The organism is Bradyrhizobium murdochi (assembly GCF_000472965.1).
GTDB lineage: Bacteria > Pseudomonadota > Alphaproteobacteria > Rhizobiales > Xanthobacteraceae > Bradyrhizobium > Bradyrhizobium murdochi.
On the sequence record NZ_AXAU01000032.1, the window covers coordinates 1 to 25,934 of the forward strand.

Genomic DNA, 25,934 nt, shown 5'->3' on the forward strand with positions numbered 1-25,934 from the left:
AGCCTCGGATTTGGTCCGGTTCGCTGCGAAGGCTCTTCGCCAAGTCACCAGCAGAGAACGCGACAGGCCATATCGCCGCGCCGTCGCCGCAACCAGACGTGGCTCGGACAGGCTTTCCAAAACAATCCGCGCCTTCTCCTCCTCAGACCAACGCCGCCGCCGGCCCGTCTCCACCACATCAAGTCGATTCAGCGCACTGATCGTATGGCTGTCCATACGTACAGTTCTCAACCATCAGACCAGCCTGCCGCAAGGCGCCTCTCGTCGGAGGCTTACCGCGCAGCGGTCGCCGAGCGAATTGAACGTGATCGAACACCACCCGATGGTCTCGCTGACGCTATCCGGCCGTGAGCTGATGGTCGATGGCAACATCGCCAACGGATTCGCGATGACAGCGTGGCGTTCGCACGAGCGTAGCGGGCATGGGATCGCCGGTGGTCGGGCGGCTGCTCTCGATCATGACGGAGACGGCGCTGACGCGGTGGTCGCATCCGATCTTGATCGGGTCGAAGTCCGCGCCCAAACCATCAAGCCTCTATTTTGTTCCTCCAGCTATTCGCCTTAAGCGCCGATAGTCACGGCCCCGACACAACAAAATCCGACACTGCCGTCAGAAGCGTTTGATCTCGACGCCATATTTCCTCAGGGCGTAGCCAATTTGGCGCGGCGTAAGTCCAAGCAGGCGCGCCGCCTTTGCCTGTACCCAGCCGGATCTTTCCATGGCCGCGATGACACGCTCGCGATCTGCCATCTTCGCACCACCTACAAGGGCTGTGCCGACCGGTGCCAGCGGGGCGAGCTCGCTGCCGAAAGGCGGGATTGATGTAGCAGCGTCGGCCGGCGGCGCGGCCGGCTTAGCGGGCACTGGTCGGATCGGCTCCGACTGCAGCGCCATCTCCTCCGATCCGCTCTTCCACAGCATCGCGGAAAGGCACTGGCCGTGGCAGCAGGCAAAGTCGTCTCTCACGATCGATGGTCCTGGCGTCAGAGTCGCGGTACGCTGCACGCAATTCTCAAGCTCGCGGACGTTTCCGGGAAAACCGCAGTTCATCAGTACTTCAATCGCACTCGCATCGAAGTTAAGCGTGCGGCCGTTCTCTCTATTGAAATTCCTGAGAAATTCGGTCGCGAGGAGCGGAATATCACCGCGCCTTTCGCGCAACGGCGGCAGCAGCAAGGGGACCACGCTGATGCGATAATAAAGGTCGGCGCGGAACTCGTTCCTTGCCACCGCCTCTTCCAGGTTCTTATTCGTGGCGGCAATCACGCGAACATCGACCTTAATGGTCTGGTTACCGCCGACGCGCTCGAATTCCTGCTCCTGCAGTACGCGCAACAGCTTTGCCTGGAATGGGGCCGAGATCTCGCCGATCTCGTCCAAAAATAGCGTTCCCTTATCGGCGAGCTCAAAGCGCCCCTTGCGCGCAGTGAACGCGCTGGTAAAGGCGCCCTTCTCATGACCGAACAATTCGGATTCCAGTACCGTCTCAGGCAGCGCTGCGCAATTGAGTTTTATGAAGGGCCGCTTGGCGCGCGCCGACCGCTCGTGAATGGCCTTAGCGACCAGCTCCTTTCCGGTACCGGACTCGCCGCGCAACAGCACCGTGCTGTTTGATTTGGCTACGACCGCGATCTTCTCGAGCAGCCTGCGCAGCGCCGGGCTGTCGCCAATAATCCCCTCGACATGAACCTTCTTGCGCTCCCGCGCAGGCTGTTTGAGCTCGGTCAATTCCTTTTGCAGCCGATCCTTCTCCGCCATCAGTCGCTCGCGATCACACGCGAACAGGCGGTGCAGCTTCACTGTCTGCCCCGCTAGGTTGGCGATCATTGTGAGCAGCCGGACGTCGTAATCGAGCCGGGCGCTAGACGCATTGTCCAGGACGCGGTCGATCGTCAGCGTGCCCACGACATTCGCGTCGATGCGAATGGGAACGCCGATGAACGACACTCGCGTGTCGTCAGAGGCCCCGAGCACCTCCTTGTCCGCAGCACTAAAGGCGGGATGCACTGCTACATTTTCGGCGACGAGCGGCTTGTCGGACGCCACGATCTCGTCGATTACCTTCTGCGGCAGGCGCATCCGGAAGCGCTCGTCGCTCCCTTCGCTCCAGCCGGCGCCCACGGTAATGTCCGGCACGCCATCATCGTGGAACAAAGAGACGATGCCGTGCCGCATCTGCACAAACGATTGCAGAAGATCGACGACGTTGGCCAGCGTGACTTCTAGCCGGCAGGGTGCGGCGAGTACCTTCGATATTTCGAAGATCCCGATAATCGCGCTCTCGTACAACGGCACATTAGGGACCGCGTCGTCCGTCTCGGAGTTTGCGTTAGGCCTTTCGCGCACGGAAGGGATATGCAGCATCACGACGTCTCCGTTGTTATGACCATCCTCCCTTTCATCCTGTTCGGATTTGCGAATATTGTGTTGCATGTCATCCTCGATCTCGCGCCCATTTTAGGATGACGCAAGAGATAACTTCCTATTATGGCACGATGGTAAAACTTACAGCGCAATCATCGCGGCACGACGGTAAACTTACAGTGTGCTTTGACTTGCTTATTCTCTGCTCTTCCGAACTCGTCGCGCGCATTCCGTGGGAACACGAATTCCATTGATGTAGGTCAAATCAGCTGCGACGCTTGTTTCTTGCAGGTACAGTCGATCACAGGTGTTGGCCACCATTGATCGGCACCTCGGTGCCCGTGATATAGCTTGCCGCATCCGAGCACAGGAAGAAGATGACCTTCGCGACTTCTTCCGGTGTGCCCACTCGGCGCAGTGGGATATTTGGTACAAGACGCACTTCGGTGTTCGGCGACAAAATGTCGGTCTTGATCTCGCCGGGGGCGATCGCATTCACGCGAATGCCATGCGGTGCATAGTCGTGCGCCATTTCGCGCGTGAGACACGCGAGCGCAGCTTTCGAGGTCGCATAAGCGGAGCCGGCAAACGGGTGCACCCGGGACCCTGCGATTGAGGTCACGTTAACGATCGATCCTGACGCTGCTTTCAGCTCGTCAAACAGGCCTTGCGCGAGCAGGATCGGCGCGACCAGATTGACGTGGAACACCTTCATCCAGGTTTCGACTGACGTCGTCAACGCCGTCAGTCGTGCGCCATTCGGCGTTTTCGGTGAAATGCCGGCATTGTTGATCAAGCCGTGCAATGGCGCGCCTGCGAGGCGCTCCTTGACCTCGGCGATGGCGCGCGGGAGCATGCGATGGTTGCTAAGGTCGACCTGGACATGGTTGTCGGCCCCCGACTCCCACGGGCAGCGCCCGCCATCGAACGGTTGGCGCGCGCAAGAAATGATGCGCCAGCCCGCTTCCGAAAACAGCTTTCCGGTGGCATGACCAATGCCGCGCGACGCGCCGGTTAGCACCAGCGTCTTCTGTTCTCCCTGCTGGATGCGGACTCTATCTGTGTGAAACGGACAGCCCACGTCGGTCGCCGACGGTGGACTAGCGACCGCTTCGTCGTTTCTCAGATCGAGACTCAAACGCGCCTCCCAATTCTCTTGCCCTCGCCCGTGAACGCGGTGCAGGATTTGGGCCAGTGCGATGCAAAGGAACGCTCACGCGTTTTGCGGCCCAATGTCGCGCTCGCAACAGCTTGGCGGGTTCCCCACATCGAGCGCGTTTGCTTTCGGACAATAGCAAACGCAGGTGCACAAGCCGATTTTCGAGTCTCGCGTAACGTGCGCGACACGACCAGTTTGGCTCCGTCTTGCTCCATGGCCCTAATGCGCGCTGGTTTATCGCAAGTATTGTCAATGCGGTCGGGCCAGCTCCGTCAGCTAAATTGCTGCGCAGATCAGAACCGCCGGCGAATTCGTTAGTTCGCTCTCACACCGTTCGATGCGCTGGAATGAGGTATTGCTGTTGAGCAATCCGCCCCTCCTCTACCGGCCACGTCATTCCAATTCATCATTTCGTGATCGAACTGGGTCTCACGATAGGCGGCAGCAAGCTCTCCCTTGCAGGCGTTTCTCGACGGCCTTCCGCCATCGCAGTCCTTCTTGAGCGTGGCGATGGCTCACGGTCGGCTAGCTCGGCTTGCTGCTGCGGCGGCGGAGCTGCCAGGCAGGCATAATCTCTCATCTCGATCGCGCAATCGACCGCGGCGACGGCCGAAACAGCAATTGACAGTCCTCGCATCAACGGCCGCTTCACAGCTCGATGCCGTGCTTTGCGAGCACTTGGCGCGTTAGCACACCCTTGATCTCGCTGGCGATTTCGTTGCGGGTCTGGGCTCCGAGCTCCCGCTCGGCATCGGGGTCGCCTGTCAGGCCATGCTCGGCAAGACGCTGGTTCAAGCGAGTTTGAAACTCCTCGCCCATCGCATCGATGAGCCGCTCCTGCATCGTTGCATGATCTTCGGGGGCGATGCGTCTCAACACGCTATCCCAAGGTTGCCAGCCCCTTGCCAGATAGTCCGCGAATCCCGTCGCCTCTTGGTCCCGCACCGTCGTCGCGGCCCTGGCAACGTCGTCTTCTGTCACGTGAGAGATGTTCAAGAAGCGCATGTCTGGGGCGACGTGCCGCAGCTCCAGGGGGTCGCGCAGCTGGGTCTGGTAGGCAAGATAGACCTCAATCTCGTCGATGTCGGCGTCCGGATCGGCACGGCGGAGCGAGTTGACCGTCTCGCGCGCGATCCCGTCCAGCGCCCTCAAGCGGAACATCACACGGCCGCGCTGAAGCAGTTCGTCGAGCCGCCTGTCATAGGCTCCGTCCTCGACATCAGCGTTCAGGCGTGCGGTCTGCATGCCGTTCCAGGCCAAAGTAATGCGATCCTCGCACCTCTCGCTCGCTCCCAACGCCGCGGCGAAGTACTGCTCGCGCAATCGCGGCCTGACCGCCGCCTGCCGCAGATCCTCGGCCACCGCCTGCCGGAACGCGTCATTGCCATAGTTCACCGTGCCACGGAGCCTGTCGAGGAAGCGTGCGTAGTCCTGAGCACCTGGCTCTTCGGCGAAGCGCTGCCAGGCGGCCACTGTCTCAGTGTCGCCCTCGAGCCAGTGCGCGACAACCTCGTGCAGGGCCTGCGGCTCGACTTGCACCGCTCCCTCGGCCATAGACAAAAAGATCTGCGGGCCGGCATAGTCCCCGGCATGCATGGCTGTCGCCAGGTTGGTCAGTACCCCCTCGGGCAGCGGATTATTCTCCAGATCAACGCTGGACTCACGGCCCAGCTGCGTCCGCAAGGTCTCTGGCACGCTGGTCAGCTGGTTGTTGCTGGCGCCGAGCCATAGGAGCTCGGCGGGGATCGTCTCGGGCAGGCTAGTCAGCTGGTTGTGGCTAGCGCTGAGCCATTCGAGCTCAGCCGGGAGGGGCTCGGGCAGATTGGTCAGCTGATTGTAGTCGACGTTCAGGCGCTGGAGCCCGGCTGGAAGGTCGGGCAGACTGGTCAGCCGGTTGCCGCTGGCGTCGAGCTCCTGAAGCGTTGCCGGAAGAGTATCGGGCAGACTGGTCAGCTGATTGTTGTCGACCCTCAAGCGCCGGAGCCCGAGCGGCAGGTCTGCAGGCAGGCTGGTCAGCCCGTTGCCGATGGCGTAGAGCCGCCGAAGCCCGGCCGGAAGGTCGGGCAAGCTGGTCAGCCGATTGTTGCTGGCGCGGAGCCGCTGGAGATCGGCTGGAAGGTCGGGCAGGCTGGTCAGCTGATTGTTGTCGACGTTCAGGCGCCGGAGCTCGGGCGGTAGGGGAGCGGACAGGGCGGTCAGGGACAGGGACGACAGATCCAGCGGCTCATCGACATCGCCCGCCTCCCGCCAAGCCCTCGTTCGACTTACCGCCTCTTGCCGATTCTCGTCTTCGCCCTGCCCCTCTTCGGCAGCCCGGCCCGTCAGGACCTGGTCCTGCGACGAGGCGGGGTCGGCGGCGGACGCCTCCGCCTCGGTCAAGGCCTCGACCCACTGCGCCGCGGCCGGGGACCCTGGTTCGGAGGTTTCTGATTCGGAAGTCTCGGAAGGAGTGCCAGCGCCAAGCTGGGCCCGTTCTGCATTCATCGATGCCGTCTCCTCGGTAGCCAAATGAAGGGAATGCGCCGGAGCCGTGCTTCTCGAAGCCGCTAGCTCTCACCAGGGATGGTGATCGCCGACTAACGAGGAAGCAGGCGATCACGGAGCGCGGTTGCAACCACAGAACCGCCGAACACGCTGCGCCATTCGCCCACAGGGCAGTTGCAGCAAGACCAGTACGTCCGGACGGAATCGACGGTTAACGAAAGGGTTCAGGGTTGTTTCGTTAGGGCAATACATCCCCCTCTCCTCTGCAGCAGATCAAGCCGGACATCGCAGTCCAGATAGACAGTATCTCAATGCTATAAGACTTACCTGTCCAAAAACTGACGAGTTTCGGAAGCTCATAATGCGCCGGTGCAGGCCCATCGACTCTCGAAGCTACAGCGTCAATGGGGTCTACTGAAGAAAAACTGGTGACGGTCTGGCGTTCGGGACGCCTTTCGCGTAAATCCGCGCACACTCGTCGTCTTGGCTACAGCCTGCTCCGCAAACAGCTCGTCTTTAGTGGCGCCAATTTCCAGCTCTTCGAAGGTCAGCGTCAAATGGGTCGATCAGCCGCGATGATCGCTCCAGATGGCCGTAGATGTGGCGCTCGAGCTTGGCGATCCTAAACTTCTGATGGGCGATCAGCGCTTCGTCTTCCGAGGCTTTTGCACGGGCAAACGCGAGCGGCGCCCAATACCTTCACCAGCATTCGCATATGACCTCAAAGCTAGACTTAAGGACTTAAGGTCAGATCCTCAGATCCTCACAAAGACAACCGAACTTCACAAAGCGGCCGCCACCGAAGCGAGCGCGATGAGCAGATTTAGATGATCGAGGCCCTGAACGCGTGATCCGGACTTATCCAGCGCGTGGATGCATTCCATCAAACAATCGATTTTAACAATTGGAAGAAACGGATAGCAAAAAGTCAGTTGGAGAAATTGAATTCAGGCATCCAGAATGGCTATCGATCTTTACCGCGGCTCTGAGAAGATTTCTCAGGTGCAGGGGCGAGCATCAATCGAGGCGCATGCCCATTGCGGCCACCTTCGCCGGCGGCCACGCAAGCTGCACCGCGCCGGCTCAACGCGACAAGCGCCCCCCGCGTCGCAAGCACTTGCCTCCGATAAACCTCCGTATAGCTGTTCCAACCTTTTTTGTATCACCCGCCTATCTACGTACAATTGAACCAACTCTCGACGTCGTCTTTGCTTTGCGAGCAATCAGGAGCTGCCGATTGCAGGTGCCAAATGCTTCTGCGATCCGGCCAAATGGATCGAATTCCATAGCTCCCAGATCATGCGGAAGACGCAGGCGAAGTCCTCCTCATGTCACGATGCTGCGCACGCGGTCACATGTGGAACAGCACGGCTGCCGTTATTTCTTTCAACGGGACAAAGGGAGGCTCGGGCGGCCGCTCGCGTCGTCCAAGCATAAGGGGTGGAATCATGAGCCGAGATGCCAACGATTTGCCTGCGGTCTGCTTTCTCCTGGGCCTTCCCCGGTCGGGGACGACGCTGCTGTCGCATTTGCTCCAGCAGCACCCAGATATTGTGGCGCCGCCTGAGCCCTGGTTAATGCTGGCACTTGAGGCATTTGGCCGGGTGGACCACCGTCACCCAGCGGGGGCATCACTGGTTCAGGACGCCACCTCCGAGTTTCTGGGCCGAATCGATCGTACTATCGTCAGTCGCGCTTTTGCTGATGCGGCTTACGGCCAATATTTGGCAGCAGCGGGCAAGCGTACCTTCGTAGACAAGACGCCGCGTTATTGGATGGTCCTCGATTTCTTGGATTCTCTCTATCCAGAAGCGCCACACATCCTTCTATTACGTAATCCCTACGCTGTTGCCGCTTCACTGAAATCGACGTGGGGCATCCCGCTGGTGCCAGAAAGCTGGCCGCCCGCCAGCCTATCTGATCTCTCCGATCTTGTGCTTAGCCTGCCTCCCGACATCACATCTTCTCTCGCCGATGTCGTTCTGGGCCTACCTGCGCTCGCCGCGCACCGACGTCGGCGGCAGACGCAGGTGGTGCGGTATGAACATTTGGTGGCGCGCCCCGATGAGGAAATCCGCCGCGTCATCGCTGGGCTCGGTTACGATCCAACGGGCATTGCATCGGCGACGATGCAGCAGCCGGAATATCTTCGCTCCAGTCGCTTCGGGGATCGAAGAATCTTCGAGAGAAAGGCAGTCGATGACCGCTCAGTCTATACTTGGCAAACTGAACTGAGCATCCAAGAGATGCAAGCAATAACGGATGCAATCGGCGATAAGCTTTTGATAGAGCTCGGTTATGAGCAGGAACTTCGGCACGTTCAGCAAGCCGGGATCGTGGATCGAGGTCGGGCCGTAACCGAACAATATCGTCAGATATTTCAAACCTGGTGGGATTTACGCCGCGCCTAGCGAGGAGCCCGTGCGGCATCTGGCGGAAACCGGTGCGCCAAACAGGCAAGCTGAAGAGAACTCCTCCTCGGCTTCGACCCCTCCATAGTTCGGAACGGCAACGTCTAGCCGAGCCCAACATGGAGGAGAACTTACGCCTGGCGAATTCGATAGCGGCTCAGTTGGAACAGGCGCTCACGCTGTCGGAGACCGATCGAGCTGCTGGATTGAATGCTATTCGTGATCGCGACGGCCATCGAGACGTTGCAGGCGACAATCGTATTGGTTTATCCGCGGGGAAGATCAGCGGGCGGAAGGGATATTCAGCTACGAGCGGTTTAGAGCAGCGCGTTCCCCTTGCGGGCGATCCGCGAGCTAATTGAAGCAGCGCTGAAGGAGCTGTCGGAGGGTTCCGGAGGCTTTACGCCGGGAAGCCGCTGGTCGATCCCGCCCGAGCGGCTCTTTGCGGGCTCTGCTGCTGGAAGCGTTCTACACGTGCGATGTGAGCGGCAGTTGATCGAGCAGCTCGACCACTATCTTTCTCCGCTAATTTGTCGGACTGTCGATCGATGATCCCTGTGGGATGCCACCGTGTTCCACACGAACCGTGATCGGCTGCTCGATGGCGATAGTGCGACGACGTTCTTTGTCGCAGTTCTGGACCTTGACGAAAGATGACATCCGACATCACGAACGGCGATGCTGCGCAAATGCGAAGGGGCGCCGATATGATCGACGACGGTGCGGGTTGCAAGTTTCATAAAGCCAGGAGATGTTCGGAGGATTCATCAATCAAGATCAACCGACCAGGATCGTTCAAATCGAACTCAATAATGCGTGGCGCGAAGAGACGGGCATAGCGCGTGAAGGCGCTAGTCGGTGGAAAGCGAATCACGCTATCGCATCGCCCGAGAAGATACATCTCGATGAGAGCGGAGATCCCGCCGTCGGTTCCCAGTGCCGCACTATGCAATGGCCCGGCCTGATCCGCCTGGAAGCGTTTTGGGATCGTGAAAAGATCGGGAAACACACCAGACAACTTGTGAAGCACCTGCGCGCTGTCCGTACACAGTAATACCCTCACAGGTCCTCGATGTGATAGCGCTTTGGCAGTATCAATGGCAGTGCATACTTGCCGCAAGGCGAGCTCCGGATCCGCCCAGTAGGGCGTGTGCCCCATTATATCTTCGCCGTTGCCGTGCCGAACATGAACCCCGATTATGCTGCGTCCTTCAAAGTGCTCTTGATATAGGGCGTCAATCCGAGCTTGAATTTCAGGCCTCAGTTTGATGCTCCGAAATATCTGTCGTTCGGCATCCTGATCGCAACGCCACATCAAACAAGCATCGCACACCACGGTGTTGGCCTCACTATCATATTCGGCTTGGAAAAGCTCACTCAGCTCGTCACGTTCTCGGAAAATCTGTTCATCTGGGCGGTAAACGCAGTCGATCGATGGCTGATTCCACCATGACGGGAAGAAAGGCCCCGGGAATGAGAGCTGGTTGATCTTGTCATCGCAGATAACCCGTACGCCAGCGATGTCTTGAATTGGCTCGAAGAACACCGGAAAGGCGTTCGTGAAGGGTTGATCGAGATAACAGGAACCACGCCAATCAATGGCTAGAGTCCGCCCCGTCCGCTGCGCATAGCGCCAGGCTGACGCCAGTGACCACAGGCAATCACCGAAACCAGTACGTCGTCGAGAAACAACGAACCGGTCGTTTATCGAGCCAACAAGCATTTGTGTTCCTCGTTAAGGGAATACCGCCCGAGATAAGGACGCTACGGAAACTCTACGTATGGCCCCGCACGATGCTGTCGTCAGCGATCGTGATGTTAGCCAATTTGGCTGGTAGAACTTCATATGCCACTGCCATGGAGGAGCCGCGCGAAAATGTTGCCGCCGACATGCTTGATTTCAGCCCTATTCCCCCTGTTGCAACAGCTCTTCGAAGCACTTTCCGGCATGTACCATGTCGAACAGAATTTCTGCTGCTGGCGGCGCTTGCCGTCCTGAGCTGCTGCTGTGGCGCAGCGCCCAAGACTACAAGCATGAGCCCAGCTACCGGATATGCCGCACTCAGGGGCCCAGCCGCCCCCCGCATTGGAGACATGCACCACGGCCATATTCATGTCCCGTTATGCTTTCTCCAGCATTTGATCACAGTCTTGATGCGCGCGAGCAGCATGTGAAGGATGCAGCCGAATGCGGCGCTGCTCCCATAATCCCCGCAGTTCCTTCACGAGAGCTTCACGCCTAGCCCGATCGAAAGTAATTCTATCCAGGAGATCCCCAAGCACGGCTTCGCCCTCGATCTGCATCAGTAGATCGAACGCATCCTGTGAAATACGCACACTGTCACCGCTGGAGTGCGCCGTACGGATTTCGCACACCGTCTCCTGGCGATCTCGCGCTGTGTAAACGCGAACCCGATAGAGGCGTGCATAAGGCGGCAATGAAACCGCGAGCGCAGTCCAATCCTCCAACGTTGCCGCCCTCTTTTTGACGAGGAACGGTCCGACCACAAGTCCATCCAGCTCTGTCGTCAGAAATGTGGTAATCGCATCTGCAACCGAATCCACGATCGGCTCGGCATTGTTGTTAAAGGACGTGTTGAGCAGAACTGGGATGCCCGTCCGCTTCTTGAACGAGTTAATAACCTCCCAGTAGGCTGGATTTATCTTGCGCGATACTGTTTGCAGTCGCGCAGTGCCGTCGACGTGCGTTATGGCACCGAGCACGCTTTGCTTGGAGTCGCGCACGCGAACCACAAAGTTCATAAAGGGAAATTCGCGCGTACCGTCGGCGAGGTCGAAAAATTCGCTCGCATCTTCCTCCAGCACTGATGGCGCGAACGGTCGATAGCCTTCGCGCTTCTTTACCATCGCGTTGATCCGGTCCTTGTTTGCGGCAGGCCGAGGATCGGCAAGAATGCTGCGATTGCCAAGCGCACGTGGCCCGAACTCCGAACGACCCTGCACCCACCCGATCACGGCGCCATTAGCCATCCAGTCGGCTGCGCAACTTGCCACGTCGTCACTGCGTTCGACGTCAAGGTGTCCACCCCATGCATCCAGTTCCTGCTGCACGGCGCGCTCGCTCCCGAGATCAGGACCCCAGTAGACCTCCTGCAGCCGCTCACGTGGCGCCGGCCGGCCCAGCTCGTTAGACATCATTAGTGCAGCGCCTAATGCGCAGCCAGCGTCATGCGCCGCGGGTTGCACGAAGATGTCTTCGAAAAGCCCTGAATACAGCAGCTTACCGTTCATGGTGCAATTGTGGGCTACCCCTCCAGCCAGGCACAACCGCTTCATACCGGTAGCCTCGCGATGATGCCGGAGAATGTGAAACACGATCCGCTCCAAGGCTTCCTGCAATGAAGCACTCACATCTCGATGCTGCTGCGTGAATGGCATTCCCTTTCGCCGGACCTGGATGCGCCGGCGCAGCGTCGGACCGATTCGGTCGAGGTAGACGCGGTAGCCACCGTTGTCTAAAAGTTCGTAGAACTGCTCGAAGAGCTCACGATGGGGAGCCGGATCCCCGTAGGGGGCAAGCCCCATGACCTTGTATTCATCGAATAAGCCGTAGCCCAGACACCGGATCGTCTCGAGATAAAACAGCCCTAGGGAATTATTCTCCGGGAAGGTCACGAGTTGGGTCACCTCGGTTCCAGACCCCACAGCTAAGAGGCCGGAGAGAAAATCACCACCGCCATCGATCGCGAGGATTAGACTCTGCTCGAAGCCAGACATCGCAAAGGCGCTTACGGCGTGCGCCTGATGATGACTTACGAAAGCGACACGCGACGGATCGACCTCGGTACCAAACTCCTGCGCTAGTAAGCCACGCATCAACAGTTTCGCATCCAAAGGAATGGAGAGATCCGGCTGGGACCCGAACAGGCCTTCGAGCATAGCGTTGCAATAGGCCTCGGTCGCGTAGAACGCGATACGATCGATATCGCTGAGTTGGATCCCTGCGGCTGCAAGGCAGTATTGTATCGAACGGCTTGGAAATTTGTTCGAGTGCTTAATCCGATTGAGGCGCTCCTCTTCAACGGCCGCTATCACCCGTCCGTCCCGGACGAGCACCGCAGCACCATCATGCAGAAATGTGTTCGAAAGCTCACGTGTATCTTCATAGACTTTGTCTAGTCCACCGCTCACTCCTAGACAGAACATCTCATTCTCCATTTATCGTAACACGAAGCCCAATTGACCTGCCGAATTCGCGGTACTGCATCGTGTCTCGCCATCGCTTCTGCGGAATGTCGGGTTAACGCATCAGGCGCCGGCGAAACAGCGCGATCGAGAGGAAGAACGGCAGCACCGCGTACATGCACAGTGCACCGATATGCAGGCCGATGCCGCCGGTCGGGAGCCCAAGCATCACTGGGCGGATGAGGTCGACCGAATGTGCCAGCGGCAATAAGCCCGCCACGCGCTGAAATGCGCTGGGCATCTGGCTCACCGGAAAGACTGCGCCGCACAGGAACACCATGGGTGTGACGACCAGCGTCTGGTAAAACACGAAGTAATCGTAGCTGGGCGCAAGGGATACGACGACCATCGCTAGGCTCGCGAAGACGAAGCCAGTGATAGCGATTGCTGGTATCGAATAGATGATGGATGCCCACGCTGCGTAGCCCAGGGTCGCGGCAACCACTGCAATTGCCGTTCCGGCCAGAACGGCTTTGGTGGCTGCCCAGGCCAATTCACCGAGAACGATGTCGCCGAGCGTGAGCTGTGTGCACAAGATTGCTTCCCAAGTGCGCTGAGCACGCATGCGGGCGAACGCCGCATACATTGTTTCGAAGGTGGCGGCGGTCATGGCGCTAGTCGCGACCATCCCACCAGCCAGAAACGCGATGTATGAGGCGCCGTCAATGAGCCCCACAATTATTCCAAGGCCAAAGCCGAGGCCAAACAGATTAGTCATGGGATCGGCGAGATTCCCGAGAACCGATGCAAGCGCGACTTTCCTCCACGCCAGAAAATTCCGACGCCATACAGCGACCCAGTTGTACGCGTTGGCGGGCATGACGGCAGCGTAACCTTCACGCATCGTTCATCTCTCCATTTCCCGCCCGGTCAGCCGCAAAAAGACATCCTCGAGATTCGCAGGACGCTGCAGAAGGCGTAGACCTACGCGCCCGCGCAGCTGCACGAGTACCTGCTCGGGATCTGGCGCATAGCAAAAAAGCGTCTCGCCGCTCACTTCAATATGCCGCGCATACGGCCGGATCAGAGAAGATAGCTCGTGCGGATTGCCGCCATAGATCTCGATCACTTGGCAGCCGATCTGCTCATCGATCAACGCGCGAGGCTCGCCTTCTGCGATCTTGCGTCCTGCCTCAAGCACGCACAGCCGATCGCACAACCGCTCGGCCTCTTCCATGAAGTGGGTGGTCAAAAGAATGGTCTTGCCTCGCGCCAGCAGCAATCGCAGGCGTTCCCAGATTAGGTGCCGCGCGTGCGGATCTAGACCGGTGGTAGGCTCGTCCATCACCAGCAAATGGGGGTCGTTGATCAGCGCACGCGCCAGCGTCAGCCGCCGCTTCATGCCGCCGGATAGTTCGGCGACGCGAGCATCCGCCTTGCTCTCCAGGCGAGCGAACTCGAGCAGTGCTGGCACAATTGCTTCGACCTCGCGGGCGCTCATGTTGAAGTAGCGCCCAAATACCAGCAGGTTCTCGCGGACGGTGAATTCCATTTCGAGATTGTCGAACTGCGGCACCACGCCGATGCGCGCGCGTGCCAGGCGAGCACGCGCCGGTACGGGCTCGCCGAGCACGGTCATCTTGCCGGTGTCTGGCGCTACCATGCCGAGAACCATACGTGCAATCGTGCTTTTGCCCGCCCCGTTTGGTCCGAGGAGGCCAAAGCACTCTCCCGACGCGACAGCAAAGGACAGCCCGTCGACGACGATTTTGTCGCCATATGACTTCCTTACGCCGGTAAGGTCGATTGCTACGGTGGACATATGTTGATCTTAGACTGAAAGAAGGCGTTCGGCCCGCGACCGCTCACTTACGACCGTTTTGGTCCACAGCAGGCCGTCGCACCATATGTGTTCAACGCGTCCCCACTGGCAGGCTGCTGCGGCATCCGGAAAAAATCCACGTCCATGGTGGTTCGCACTTGTATTGCAAAGCAGCGGAATGCCCGTGAGTTCTTCATATTCGACGAGGAGCTCCGCGATTTTGTGCGGAGAGGTTCTGGGAACGGTCTGCAGTCGCGCAGATCCGTCGAGATGTATAATAGCGGGGACTTTGTTCCACCATTCTGCCCGTGTCTGGTGATCGAAAAGCATGTAAGGATCCGGCGTTCCGGGGCTGAAAATCTCCGGCGCACGATCCTCCAAGCATATCGGCGCGACTGGCCGAAAGAGTTCGCGGAGCTTGATGTCGTTGAGATGATCCTTCATTGCCGGCGACGTCGCGGCTGCCAGAATGCTTCTGCCACCCAATGCTCGTGGTCCAAGCTCCGCGCGACCGGCGAGGAAAACCACGGGCTTGTTGCTCGCGAGGATGGTCGCAAGTTCACGCATACTGCATGGCGCAGCGTTCCATTCGGACGACACATCGCTGGGTCTCAGTGCCGGGCCACTGTAGACCGACCATTGCAGCGGCACGAAGCCCTTGGCCGCCGCCATTGCGGAGCAAGCGGCACCGATTGCCGAGCCGCTGTCATTCGGAAAGGGCGGCACCCAGACATCATCGAACAGGCCGGTCGCACGTAGTGCACTGTTCCATTTGATATTGAGACCGCAGCCTCCGGCTATGCACAAATTGCGCGGCCCTGGAACACACGAATGCCGCTCCAAAGCCTTCGCCATTTGGCGGATAAGGAGACGCTCGAGGAAACAATGAACCGATGCAAGTACATCTTCGGGCAGCTTATCTTTCAATCGGAGCTCGCTCGCGTCGAAGAAGTCGTGCATAGCCTCAAGTGAGGCCTCCTCGCTATTGACCTCCGCACGATGACGACGAGCATGCTCCGTGTCGCCCGCAAAGCGCTCCTCGTAGAGCTCCTGAAATACCGCCACGATGCCTTCATCAACAGAACCGAGTGCGATATAGGCCATCAGCTTGCCGGCAACACCAAGGTCCCAGCTAGTACGGCTCGCCTGCCTATAAGGTCCGAAGTGATGGCCCGCGACAGCATAAGCATGGCCTATGATCGGAAACAGGCATTCGATGAAGTGCGCGCCGCGGGGTTCTACGTAGTAGAGACGTGGAAAGATGCAGCCGTCCCATACCAGGCAGAAGGCGGGTTGTTCGGCTTTAGCAAAAGGGCTTGTGCAGTATGCGGAGGCCACATGGCCTGTGACGTGCGGATAGCTTTTATAAGGAAAGACCTGGCCGTCGAGCATCAGGTTAAAGCCGTCGCGCGAACTGAGAAGGCCGTGGGGATTCTGTTCAACATACGGCGCCCCTTTGAGAGTGATAGGCGTCACGCCGCTGAGGACCTGGAATTGCGACTCGACCTGCCCGTCCCAGCCGTCGATGACGAACTGATCAACATCCTGCGGATCCAGACCATGCTCCGCCAAAGCGACAACAACTGCGTCAAGATTGTCGATGGTTTGATACCGCGGATTGTTGCTCCGTTTCTCCTGCTCGACGCAAAAGACCAGCCGTCCGTCGTCCACAAGAGCAATCGCTCCGTCATGCGTCAGCTTGATGCCGCAGATGCGCATAGTGTCTCCTCAGGAATTGGATTTAATCGACACTCGAACTGGATTCCGAAAGTAGACGAGCAAGCAGTCTTCATCAGCTGACTCACCCTTGCACTGTACGCACTCCACCTCGATCAACATTTCATTGAGCATGGTTTTGACCGACTCGGCACCAGCAGCGTGCCCCCAACGCCTGCAGGCGGCATCACGCGCCGATCCAAAGAGCAGATGCCCACCTGGCGCAAGCATCTGCACCAGATTGCGGATGGCCGCGCGGATCTCAGTCATGTCTTCGAGGTAATAGAGAACTTCCGCCACGACGATCAGATCAAACAACTCTGGCGTCGAGAACTCTTGGATATCGGAAGCTATCCACGTGATGTGCGACCACCTCTTGGTCCGTTGGCACGCCCGACCGATCGCTCGCGGCATAACATCGACCACTGTGAGCCGTTCACAGTGGGGTGCCAGCTTTTCTGTGAATCCGCCGGCTGCGCACCCGACTTCGAGGGCATGTGTAATAACTCCTTGGGAAAGCGACAGCCGGAGCATTTGCGTGTGCCGCTCCCGCTCGAACGGATTACCGTCGAGCCGCCACGGATCGTCGTTCGCCAATTCGAGATCCAACGATTGATATTTCTTGTTCCGGCTCACGACTTGTGCACCTAAGTAACGTTCAAGGTCACTTGCCGCTACAAATACTGTTCGACGTCACGAAACTCGAAGACCGGCGCGAAAGATCCTTGCGAACTGACCCAGCAATGACCGAACCTCCCTTGGCGTTTGGTCCAGCCATCGGGTTTGGGATGACGACTTGTCTTTCACTCTCATTTGGTAAGTTTGCAGACTTGCGTGACAGCCAATCGCTATTGCTCAATGTACACAGTGCATAGGCTTTAACGGGGAGTAACAGAAAGATGTTGATGAGTGTGTGCAGAGAAAAGCCGAGAAAGCGCAGTTCGCGAGCACGAAAGGCTGCGACGCTGCAGCGAACCACGGTCATTGATGCGATAATCAGTCCTGTCCACCACGGTACTGTGGCTGTGATTGCGAGCTGCGCGAGCGCCGCTAGCGCTGAAACGGCGAGAAGTAGCGGACCGAGATTCTGTCCGACTACATCTAGCGTGAGATAGCGATCAAGTTCGGGCAACAGGCGCAGCGCAAGGAAGGTGTCACGGAAAGTGCTGCGTGCCCAACGGAGTTGTTGGCGCAGATACGGTCCTAGCCTATCCGGAACCACTGTTGCCGCGACGGCGTCGGGAACGTACTCCGTTCGAAACCCTGCTTTCAACATGAGGATCGTAAGGTGGCGATCCTCACCGAAGTCGCTTGGCTTTCCGCGAAAAAACTGCGTCTCGTACTGATCTAACAGCAAAAGGAGCGCGGAACGGCGATACATGGCACATGGGCCGCAGCAGCACATAACGGCGCCGAAGCGAGCCTGTGCCGCGCGCTCTTCGTTGCAAGCCAACCAGTACTCCATGTCGATGAGCCGGGTTAACCAGGTGTCGTTTCGGTTACTCGCCGTCAACTGACCCATGGCCGCCCCGATCGCTGGATCTTGCATCTTTCGTGCAAGTTTCGTGACTACATCGGCGGCAAGTATCGTGTCCGAATCGACGTTGAGCACCAAATCTCCGGACGACCTGCGTATCGCAGCGATCTGCGCCTTCCGCTTTCCGACATTCTTTCGCAAAAGAATAACGTTGAACCTCGGGTCTTCAGCGTAGGCGTCGTGAACGGGTGCTAGGGCTTCGAGATTTCCAGAACCGTCATCAACCACATAGACCTGCAGTTTTCCGCCGTAGTCTTGGCCTGCAATGGATCTCAGACACGCCGATAGCGTGCGCGGGTCCTCGTTGAAGCAGGGGACGATGACATCCACGCTCGGCAACGCGTCGGAGACGACCACGTCATCCGAAGCCGATGAAACGTTTGTCGGTAGAGCATAAAGAACCTGCGCGCTTTTATAGAAAGTCGAGAGCAGCGCATACAATGAAATAGCGACAGTGCTGGTCGTAGCAAGAAGATTCATGGGTGTGTCGATTTGTTTAGTGAGGTTGAGGAAGCGAGCGGATTGACAATCCGCGGCCATGCAATGCTGGAATCAGGTGGGAAAGCGCCAAGACGGTCTGGTCGCGAACACGAGCATGAGTAGCCCGTCCCAACTCCTCGGGAGGACATCCATCGTGCAAGAGCACGATTGCACCCGGCCGGACAGAGGCAAGCACAGCGTCGACAATCGCGTTAACGCCGGGACGAGACCAGTCTCGCGGATCTACCGACCAGTGCAGGGCGGCCAGTCCAGCCCGCGCCGACGTGGTGAGTACCTCTTCGCTCCACATCCCATAAGGCGCACGGATGTGCCGCAGCGCGGCCTGGGGGCACGCCATTTTGATGACCCTGCTTGCCGTTATGATTTCATATTGCACTTCGGTGAGTTCGCATCTGGACAGGTCCGGATGAGTCATCGTGTGGTTTGCGACCTCGTGCCCTTCTGCGATCATTCGTCGGATTAGTTTCGGCTGGTCCGCCGCGTACGCGCCGATGACGAAGAAAGTTGCGGGCACTCCGTGTTCTGCGAGCACATCCAGGATATCTGGCGTGCAGAGTGGATCGGGACCGTCGTCAAACGTCAGATAGACGCCGCGACTTTCAGTGCGGTCAGCGTACTCGCTGCGCACTTCGCATAAGCGGTCGAGGTATGTCACAGCTCTGGCCCGTTCCGATCAATCACGGTACCAGTCGGCCACTCGCTGATCGGCCGTCCAATCGGCAGAACCAAGACAAGCACGTCCTCGACGCGCGTGGGCGACAAGTTCAGATACACATCCGGAAGAGTGGACCGCACGCGAACCCCAGAGATAATGGTCGCCAGACCGCGGCGGGTCAGCAACCTTGTAAGATGGCCCTTCAGTGCATGCCGAACCGCACCGAAACCGAATGGAACGCCAAGCTTCTGCAGTACTGGATACATCACGCGCATTGAGTGGGTGATTCCGAGCCCCTCAAGATCCGGACGTACCCCGTACAATCCGAGCTCGGCCACTAGTAGATCGACCTCTCCGACCTTGATGAAGCGGCGTAGCGCGCCGATATGAGCCGCTACGCCGCGTGCGTCGTAGCCGATCACACGGACCTCAGGTCTCGCGCCGGCCCAACTTCGATGGTCTCCGAATGGTTTGGCATTGAATTCGCCGGTGGGACCGTAGGTCCTTCGGAAGAAGTCGGAGAGTTCGATATGGTCGGCGAGGCGCAGTTCATTTTCCCAGGCCACCCTCCACCGCACCGGCGAGCGCATGGACACACCAGCCGTAGAGCTGGATACGGCAATATTCATAATTGCCTCGCATGCACTGTCTGGCGCTTGACGATGGAGTTGATGCACGCGAGCCCTTCGCTTTCGATGAATGGCTTCACCGGGGAATGGGAAACGCTGGCTGCGGCCAGATGCTGGCATAGCTGGGGCCCAGCCACTCCGGGCCACTGAACATTCGCTATCAAGCAGGACGTGCTGCGAGAACGGCTGAATTGCGAGAACTCATCTGCGCACTGGACAGATTCGCAATTTTCGCCTGTCAAACAGAGTGCGCCTGTCAGCGCTTCACAGACCGATGCATCGCTATCCACGACGGAGATTACATCGAGCGCGTGTGCCATTCGCACCAGATCCACTGGGGACTTCTCCTGCATTTTGCGCACGATTTGACTGCTATGGACACGCGATAGATTTGGCCGGGTCGCAAAGGCATTTGGCGCCTTCAATCGGCAGCTCCTGACTGGTTGCGACGTTAGAGCGAACTGGCGGGCTGGATCAATTCTACGGAGGTAAACGGCCAATATAGAAACAGTTGGAGAAGCTATACGAACGTTTATCGGTAGTGTGCGGCAATGCGACCTGCGGCACGCCTGTCGCGTCAAGCCACTGCGATGCAGTTTGCGCAACCCGTTGAAACCTCTGGCTCCAATGGACATGCGCTTCGATCGGCGCTCGGGGTGCAGCTGAGACTTTTTCGCGGAGCCGGGGCAAAGACCGATAAGCATTCCTGATATGCCTGAACTTTGTGTTTGTCCCGACCGACGGCTTTGCTATCGCCATTCGGCACAATTGGTAAAATCGATTGTTTTTATTGAACTCATCCAAAGGATGGATAACTCCACGCTATGCGCTTCAAAGGACTTGATCTAAATCTTCTCGTCGCGCTCGATGCTCTGATGACCGAGCGCAATCTCACCGCGGCGGCACGCAGCATCAATCTGAGCCAGCCGGCCATGAGTGCGGCCGTCGCCCGGCTACGCGCTTATTTCCGCGATGAACTATTTACGATGAGCGGCAGGGAGCTTGTCCCAACACCACGAGCGAAGCGGCTCGCAGGACCGATTCGCGAGACTCTGGTGCACATTCAGCTCTCCATTATTTCCCGCGACACGTTCAACCCAGCCGAATCGGACCGCCGCTTCAGGATCCTGCTTTCCGATTTCATGACAGTTGTTTTTTTTCGAAGGATCCTCGACCGTGTCGCGCAGGAAGCTCCCGCCGTCCGGTTCGAATTTCTGCCCTTTATCGAAGAGCCCGATGAGCTTCTGCGGCGCGGCGAGGTCGACTTTCTTGTCTTACCGGAATTGTTCATGTCGAGCGCGCATCCTAAAGCGACACTGTTCGAGGAGACACTCGTGTGCGTAGGCTGCCGCACTAACAAGCAGCTGTCACGGCAGCTTACATTCGACAAATACATATCAATGGGACACGTTGCAGCGAAGTTCGGGCAGGCGCTTAGGCCCAATATTGAGGAGTGGTTCTTGCTTGAGCACGGTCTTAAGAGACGCATCGAGGTCGCTGTGCAGGGCTTTACGATGATCCCGCCGATGCTATCGGGGACTGAGCGTATAGCGACGATGCCCTCAAGGTTGGCCCAGCATTTCGCAAAGACGATGCCCCTGCGGATCGTCGAAACTCCTCTCCCACTTCCCGCATTCACCGAGGCCATCCAATGGCCTGCCCTCCACAATACTGATCCGGCAAGCATTTGGATGCGGCGGATAATGTTGCAGGAGGCGGCCCGCATGGCATCTCCGCGTAAGACCCCCCGAAATCGCAGGCGCTGCTAGGTTTTGCTCGAGGCCTCTTAACAACCTGGTCTCGGCCATCCAGATGCAAGATCAGCTGCTCGCTCGGGCCGCTCTCGTATGCCGCATGTCTCGGAAGCCCGCACTGCAAGAGGCACGTACGCCACTTCTGCATGCAGAACAACCCCTGCAATTCGATGTCAGCCGCGCGCCCGAATTGGCGCGCTTAAGCAGCCGCTGATCAAGTAGCGATATTATCTTGCTTCGCGCCAGCCGCCTGGCAGGTCTGCCGCAAGATGTTCTTGGAACTAGGCAAAGAGCGCAGCGGAGGGCTTTTACGCGATTGTGCCGGGCTGCATTTGGCACCTGTGCCCGCGAGGTGGTTCAGATATTCCGACAGACGCATTTGTCGAATGAAATGATGTTCAGCTACACCAATGAAATTGCTTGAATCGCACACTGCGTCAGGTTGTAGGCTCACAAACGACGAGCAAAGCTATGCCACGCGGAGCGTCGATAGCGCATCTGCGGCGCTATTGGCGTAATGGTGGGCAACGCGCCCTACTCTCAGCGGTTCATAGTGATCGATGTAGCGCTGGGAGCGATTGCTGAGCGCACCAAAGGCCCTACTTCAAGCCGCGGGCGACTTCCTCGCCCGCTCGCATCCTCCGTTGCGCAACCAACATGCTTGCGACGAGTACGAGAGCCTTCTGTGCGATCGCGCGGGTAGCCCAGAAAGAGCCTAGCTCGGGGGCGATTGGGACCTTCATCGAGGTACCCATTGTTGCTCAATGTTTACAACGCAAAGGCTTTCAGCGGGAGACGATATGCGTTTTAAGGGCCTTGATCTAAATCTTCTTGTTGCGCTCGATGCTTTGATGACCGAGCGTAACCTCACCGCGGCGGCACGCAGCATCAAGCTGAGCCAGCCGGCCATGAGCGCCGCCGTCGCCCGACTACGCGCCTATTTCCGCGATGACCTATTTACGATGAGAGGCCGGGAACTGGTTCCAACACCGCGTGCCGAAGGGCTCGCCGCCCCTATTCGCGAGGCTCTGCTGCACATCCAGCTCTCGATTATTTCCCAGGATGTGTTCAACCCTGCCAAATCGGATCGCCGCTTCCGGATCCTCCTTTCCGATTTCATGACAATCGTATTCTTTCGAAAGGTCATGGACCGTGTCGCACGGGAAGCTCCCGCCGTCAGTTTCGAATTGCTGCCACTCGTCGATGCGACCGACGAGCTTCTCCGGCGCGGTGAAGTCGATTTTCTTATCTTGCCGGAATTGTTCATGTCGAGCGCACACCCTAAAGCCACATTGTTCGAGGAGAGACTCGTGTGCGTCGGATGCCGCACGAACAAGCAGCTTCCAACGCCGCTTACATTCGAGAGATACATGTCCATGGGACATGTTGCGGTCAAGTTCGGGCTTACGCGAAAGCCCTCCATTGAGGAATGGTTCTTACTCAAGCACGGTCTCAACAGACGCATCGAGGTTGTCGTGCAGAGCTTTAGCATGATCCCCCCGGTACTATTGGATACTGACCGCATAGGTACGATGCCCTCAAGGCTGGTTAAGCATTTCGAAAACACGATGCCCCTGCAGATCGTCGAACTTACGCGGTCACTTCCCGCGTTTACCGAGGCTCTCCAATGGCCCGCTTTTCACAATAGTGATCCGGCAAGCATCTGGATGCGGCAGATATTGTTGGAAGAGGCGTCCCGCATGAGTCCTCCGTCTGACACCACGAAAGATGCAGGCGCCCCTAAATTCACTTAAAGCGTCTTCTCACCTCCTCTTCCATCAATCCGGGTTACCCCAACTGAGCCTTATTCATCCTAAGCGCGAATTCGCAAGGCGTGCTATGTCTCTAATATCTAGACGCACATCTCAGCCGTCTCGCGCGCGCTTAACATAGGCTCCTCTCGGCTTGACGCCATTCTCTGTCGAGCTCGATGGCGACAATTTGCGGCGTTGAAGATTAGTGACCCATTGCAAATGCCTATTGAACCTGCCACACCGGCAATGTTCTCAAGCCGGCGGTTGGGCTCGCTCGAGAGGATAGCGACCCAGTCCAGCAGAGACGGAGCGCGACATGCAAACGATTTAAGCGATCAACGACATTTCCTACACATGGTCGGCGGCAGTTCTGGCCCGAAGTCAGCTCCGATATCTACATTCGCTGTACATTCGTTCTCCTCGGAGCTGATGACTTTGAGGGGGCGCCCGGTCCTCGGGCCGCACTCCCTCCCCACCTCCAGCAGCGCATCATCTGCAAATCGAAGCGGTTGCAGGACTGATCTGCGACGGCAAGTACGCGCTCCTGGCAACCCAATTGCGCAACTAACTCGCAAGCGCGCTGATATCAGCAGAACTCGACATTCGCCTGCAGGGTTGCGAAGAACAGTGAGACTAGCTAATCGGCCCAGATGCGCGCAGCGCACTGGCATCGATTATTCGGAGGCATTGCCCGTCTAAGTGTCCAGCATTTGGTATACATTAAGACAGCGGGTGCCAAGCTGAGCAAGATATTGGGATTATCGTTGTTGGATCCGCATTGGCTGCCGACCGATGCTCGTATCGGCTGCGCGCTTTCTTGCAGCCATGACTTAGAATAGCGGCCTACCGAATGTGGGAATTGTCCTCTTCGCCGTGCCAATCCGGCTGCACAGGGCACTCGGTGCTCGCAAACGTTCCGAGAAAAGCTAGTCGAGTCGCCCGCGCGGCCTTGAGGCGGAGCAAAGCGCGACTGTGTTGCGCAACAGCATCACTTCAACGTATACCGCATCTTCGTCGCTGTACGCCGGCGGCCTGTCTTCTTTTGGCCAAACGTCTTAGCCACGTGCGGCCGCCTTAGCGTTAATCAAGGAGCCGAGTGTTGCTGCAATACAGTGGTGTCTACGATCCGGAAGACCTCTCGGTCTTGGGAAGGATTTTTGATGAAGCAGTCGCGGCTTTACCGGCCTCTATGCGAACTCCTGAAAATCGAACGGCAATCGCCACGCTTGTTCTGCAACGTGCAGCAGCCGGTGAGGCCAACTTAGCGTCCCTGATGAACTTGATGGGCGCCATTGCTTCTGCTGCTTGATCAGGCGACTCTCTGAGCGCAGCAACGTTGCTGGCGACAGAAGAGCCGCTTCGCTTGCGCCTGACTCGAAGCAGCTTTCATGTAGACCATTGAAATAGCTTGAATCTCACGCGACGTCAGGTTGTAGGCTTGAAATTAGAGAACCATGACAAAAGCTACACCACGAAGGCGTCGATGGCGCATTGGCGAGCTCGCAGAGGCTACCGGAGTAACGGTACGCACGCTGCATCACTATGAGCACACGGGCTTACTAAGTGCGTCGGAACGCACTGACGGCGGTCACCGCATGTACGACCGCGAAGGCCTCAAACGGGTACATCAAATCCGAGCGCTACGTGAGCTTGGCTTCTCGCTTTACGAGATCCGTAGAGCGATTGAAGGCAAAACGTCGCTTACTGATCTATTGCGCAAGCATTTGGAGAGAATTGAACTTCAAGTCGCGCGTGCAACCCTGTTGCGAGATCGTTTGCGCAACATGACGACGGACAGTGAATTACAAGTTAGTGTAGATGAGCTACCTGCCACTCTAGATGCAATGTCGCGGGTCGAGGAAGAACGCCCTCAGCCGCCCCCATGCACATGCGTCATAGACTCAGATCGAGAGGAGCGGTGGCGGAAGATCCGCGACGAGCTGCGCGATTGTGTGGATCGGGGCGAGCATCCCTGCAGCGAACGGGCAAATGCTGTGGCGCTTAGAGCGCGCTTGCTGATCACAGAAATTGCGGGAGCTGATTCGACCGTTTCAACCATACTGAAAGTTCTTGCGCGATTGAGCGCGCCACGCAGCATGGCTGGCTGGGATCCCTGCCTAATGCAATATCTCGACCGCGCACTTGCCGCCTTGAACGGATGAACTGCGCTGAACCTGCCGCGCATAATGCGTGCGCCCCTGCTGTGTTCTCCATCTATGAGAATAAATTGAGCTTTCTGGCGCCAGGGATGCGCCGGTTGTGGTTTGCCTCAGATGGTTGAGGACCCCTGTCGCTCTTCTCTAAGTTTTGCAGCGACGCTCCTTTGTCGAGACGTGACTTTGACAAATTAATCGAGACGAGCCTCCGAAGGGGCTTGAATCTTACGTGGCGTCAAATTGTAGGATCTCAATACGACGTCGGGACAACTCCGCCTAGGCGGGAGGACGCATGGACCTGCAGTACGTTCAGAGTTTCTGGGCGATAGCTCCCGCATTCTCGACGCACTGGATGATCATCGTGGCCTTGCAAGTGCTTGATCGGCGCGAGCCGTTCCGGTCCGGGTGATCGCGGGGTGTACTGGATACTGACGCAGCGTTCGTTACGACTAGTCGGGCTTCGACTCGACATCATGTCGTTGGCTCATCGGTTGCTGCTCCAACAGTTAAGTTAAGGATTACGTATGTCTCTAGCTGCTAGGCTCACGCGTCACGAGACGGTCAGAAGGCTCGAGCACTTCCGCAAGGAGCGGATTGTCAAGGCGATCTATGCGCCGGATGCGGTGCTGCCATCGGCATACTTGCAGCGAAAACAGGACGGCCAACTAGAGATCAGGGCGGGATGTGTTCACGTCGCCGTTGCCGGACAGGAACGGAAGCTCGGTCCGAGTTCGGCATGTGACGTCTCAGGCGCCGGTCCTTACAAAGTATGGAATGCAGGCGACGAACCAGCAGACACCACATACGTGACGCCGCCGCGGGGATGGACATGCGAAACGTTTGCT

The 25,934-nt window shown here is 58.0% G+C and carries 20 protein-coding genes and 1 pseudogene; 7 read left to right on the forward strand and 14 right to left on the reverse strand.

Translation table 11 applies throughout. From position 1 onward, the window contains the following. The coding region (locus YUO_RS0134315) for a transposase (RefSeq protein ID WP_035728250.1) at positions 1-216 on the reverse strand (216 nt) is incomplete at its 3' end. Between the two features lie 82 nt (positions 217-298). Here YUO_RS0134315 and YUO_RS0134320 point away from each other — a divergent pair. Beyond that, positions 299-565 carry a hypothetical protein gene (locus YUO_RS0134320; protein WP_156908890.1) on the forward strand — a complete coding sequence of 89 codons (267 nt, stop codon included), beginning with the start codon at positions 299-301 and terminating at the stop codon, positions 563-565. Positions 566-610: 45 nt separating this feature from the next. Here YUO_RS0134320 and nifA read toward each other — a convergent pair whose 3' ends face one another. From nifA to YUO_RS47400, 4 genes and pseudogenes are all read right to left on the reverse strand, one after another. Further along, positions 611-2,365 (reverse strand): nif-specific transcriptional activator NifA, encoded by a 1,755-nt coding sequence (nifA, locus tag YUO_RS0134325; protein ID WP_235782927.1) that lies wholly within the window; start codon positions 2,363-2,365, stop codon positions 611-613. A 301-nt stretch (positions 2,366-2,666) separates the two neighbouring features. Continuing rightward, positions 2,667-3,446 carry an SDR family NAD(P)-dependent oxidoreductase gene (locus tag YUO_RS0134330; protein WP_051379800.1) on the reverse strand — a complete coding sequence of 260 codons (780 nt, stop codon included), beginning with the start codon at positions 3,444-3,446 and terminating at the stop codon, positions 2,667-2,669. A 726-nt stretch (positions 3,447-4,172) separates the two neighbouring features. Next, a complete protein-coding gene (locus YUO_RS0134335) occupies positions 4,173-6,008 on the reverse strand; it encodes an NEL-type E3 ubiquitin ligase domain-containing protein (RefSeq protein WP_028351275.1) in 1,836 nt (611 codons plus the stop codon). Between the two features lie 433 nt (positions 6,009-6,441). Next, positions 6,442-6,698 (reverse strand): annotated as a pseudogene (locus YUO_RS47400) (IS66 family transposase); the annotation flags it as partial. Between the two features lie 758 nt (positions 6,699-7,456). Here YUO_RS47400 and noeE point away from each other — a divergent pair. Continuing rightward, the gene (gene noeE / locus YUO_RS42675; protein ID WP_063830342.1) at positions 7,457-8,419 is read left to right on the forward strand and encodes a nodulation protein NoeE; all 963 of its coding nucleotides are present in this window, start codon (positions 7,457-7,459) and stop codon (positions 8,417-8,419) included. 119 nt (positions 8,420-8,538) lie between these two features. Then, positions 8,539-8,781: a hypothetical protein gene (locus tag YUO_RS48565; RefSeq protein ID WP_283806437.1), complete on the forward strand. Its 243-nt coding sequence runs from the start codon at positions 8,539-8,541 to the stop codon at positions 8,779-8,781. Between the two features lie 374 nt (positions 8,782-9,155). On the opposite strand, the gene YUO_RS0134360 is transcribed toward YUO_RS48565, so the two are convergent. From YUO_RS0134360 to YUO_RS0134400, 9 genes are all read right to left on the reverse strand, one after another. After that, on the reverse strand, positions 9,156-10,142 hold the full coding sequence (locus YUO_RS0134360) for a nodulation protein NodZ (protein ID WP_028351276.1): 987 nt from the start codon (positions 10,140-10,142) through the stop codon (positions 9,156-9,158). 398 nt (positions 10,143-10,540) lie between these two features. Next, entirely contained in the window at positions 10,541-12,586 is a 2,046-nt protein-coding gene (locus tag YUO_RS0134365) for a carbamoyltransferase family protein (protein WP_028351277.1), read from the reverse strand. 94 nt (positions 12,587-12,680) lie between these two features. Next, positions 12,681-13,469 carry an ABC transporter permease gene (locus YUO_RS0134370; RefSeq protein WP_028351278.1) on the reverse strand — a complete coding sequence of 263 codons (789 nt, stop codon included), beginning with the start codon at positions 13,467-13,469 and terminating at the stop codon, positions 12,681-12,683. A gap of 3 nt (positions 13,470-13,472) precedes the next feature. Then, on the reverse strand, positions 13,473-14,387 hold the full coding sequence (gene nodI / locus YUO_RS0134375; RefSeq protein WP_028351279.1) for a nodulation factor ABC transporter ATP-binding protein NodI: 915 nt from the start codon (positions 14,385-14,387) through the stop codon (positions 13,473-13,475). Between the two features lie 9 nt (positions 14,388-14,396). Then, on the reverse strand, positions 14,397-16,106 hold the full coding sequence (gene nodU, locus YUO_RS0134380; protein WP_028351280.1) for a nodulation protein NodU: 1,710 nt from the start codon (positions 16,104-16,106) through the stop codon (positions 14,397-14,399). Positions 16,107-16,115: 9 nt separating this feature from the next. Next, a complete protein-coding gene (nodS, locus tag YUO_RS0134385) occupies positions 16,116-16,739 on the reverse strand; it encodes a nodulation methyltransferase NodS (protein WP_028351281.1) in 624 nt (207 codons plus the stop codon). A 28-nt stretch (positions 16,740-16,767) separates the two neighbouring features. Beyond that, positions 16,768-18,120 (reverse strand): chitooligosaccharide synthase NodC, encoded by a 1,353-nt coding sequence (nodC, locus tag YUO_RS0134390; protein ID WP_028351282.1) that lies wholly within the window; start codon positions 18,118-18,120, stop codon positions 16,768-16,770. 16 nt (positions 18,121-18,136) lie between these two features. Continuing rightward, positions 18,137-18,796 (reverse strand): chitooligosaccharide deacetylase NodB, encoded by a 660-nt coding sequence (gene nodB / locus YUO_RS0134395; protein WP_028351283.1) that lies wholly within the window; start codon positions 18,794-18,796, stop codon positions 18,137-18,139. Next, on the reverse strand, positions 18,793-19,425 hold the full coding sequence (locus tag YUO_RS0134400) for a NodA family N-acyltransferase (protein ID WP_028351284.1): 633 nt from the start codon (positions 19,423-19,425) through the stop codon (positions 18,793-18,795). Before YUO_RS0134400 ends, nodB begins: the two co-directional genes overlap by 4 nt. Positions 19,426-20,249: 824 nt before the next feature. Between YUO_RS0134400 and nodD1 the strand changes: the two genes are divergently transcribed. From nodD1 to YUO_RS45540, 4 genes are all read left to right on the forward strand, one after another. Further along, positions 20,250-21,194: a transcriptional regulator NodD1 gene (gene nodD1, locus YUO_RS0134410; RefSeq protein ID WP_028351285.1), complete on the forward strand. Its 945-nt coding sequence runs from the start codon at positions 20,250-20,252 to the stop codon at positions 21,192-21,194. 785 nt (positions 21,195-21,979) lie between these two features. After that, a complete protein-coding gene (locus tag YUO_RS0134420; RefSeq protein WP_028351286.1) occupies positions 21,980-22,933 on the forward strand; it encodes a LysR family transcriptional regulator in 954 nt (317 codons plus the stop codon). Positions 22,934-24,029: 1,096 nt separating this feature from the next. Further along, a complete protein-coding gene (locus tag YUO_RS45535; RefSeq protein WP_430649585.1) occupies positions 24,030-24,242 on the forward strand; it encodes a hypothetical protein in 213 nt (70 codons plus the stop codon). Positions 24,243-24,387: 145 nt separating this feature from the next. Continuing rightward, positions 24,388-25,095: a MerR family transcriptional regulator gene (locus YUO_RS45540; RefSeq protein WP_083754842.1), complete on the forward strand. Its 708-nt coding sequence runs from the start codon at positions 24,388-24,390 to the stop codon at positions 25,093-25,095. Positions 25,096-25,934 lie beyond the last annotated feature (839 nt).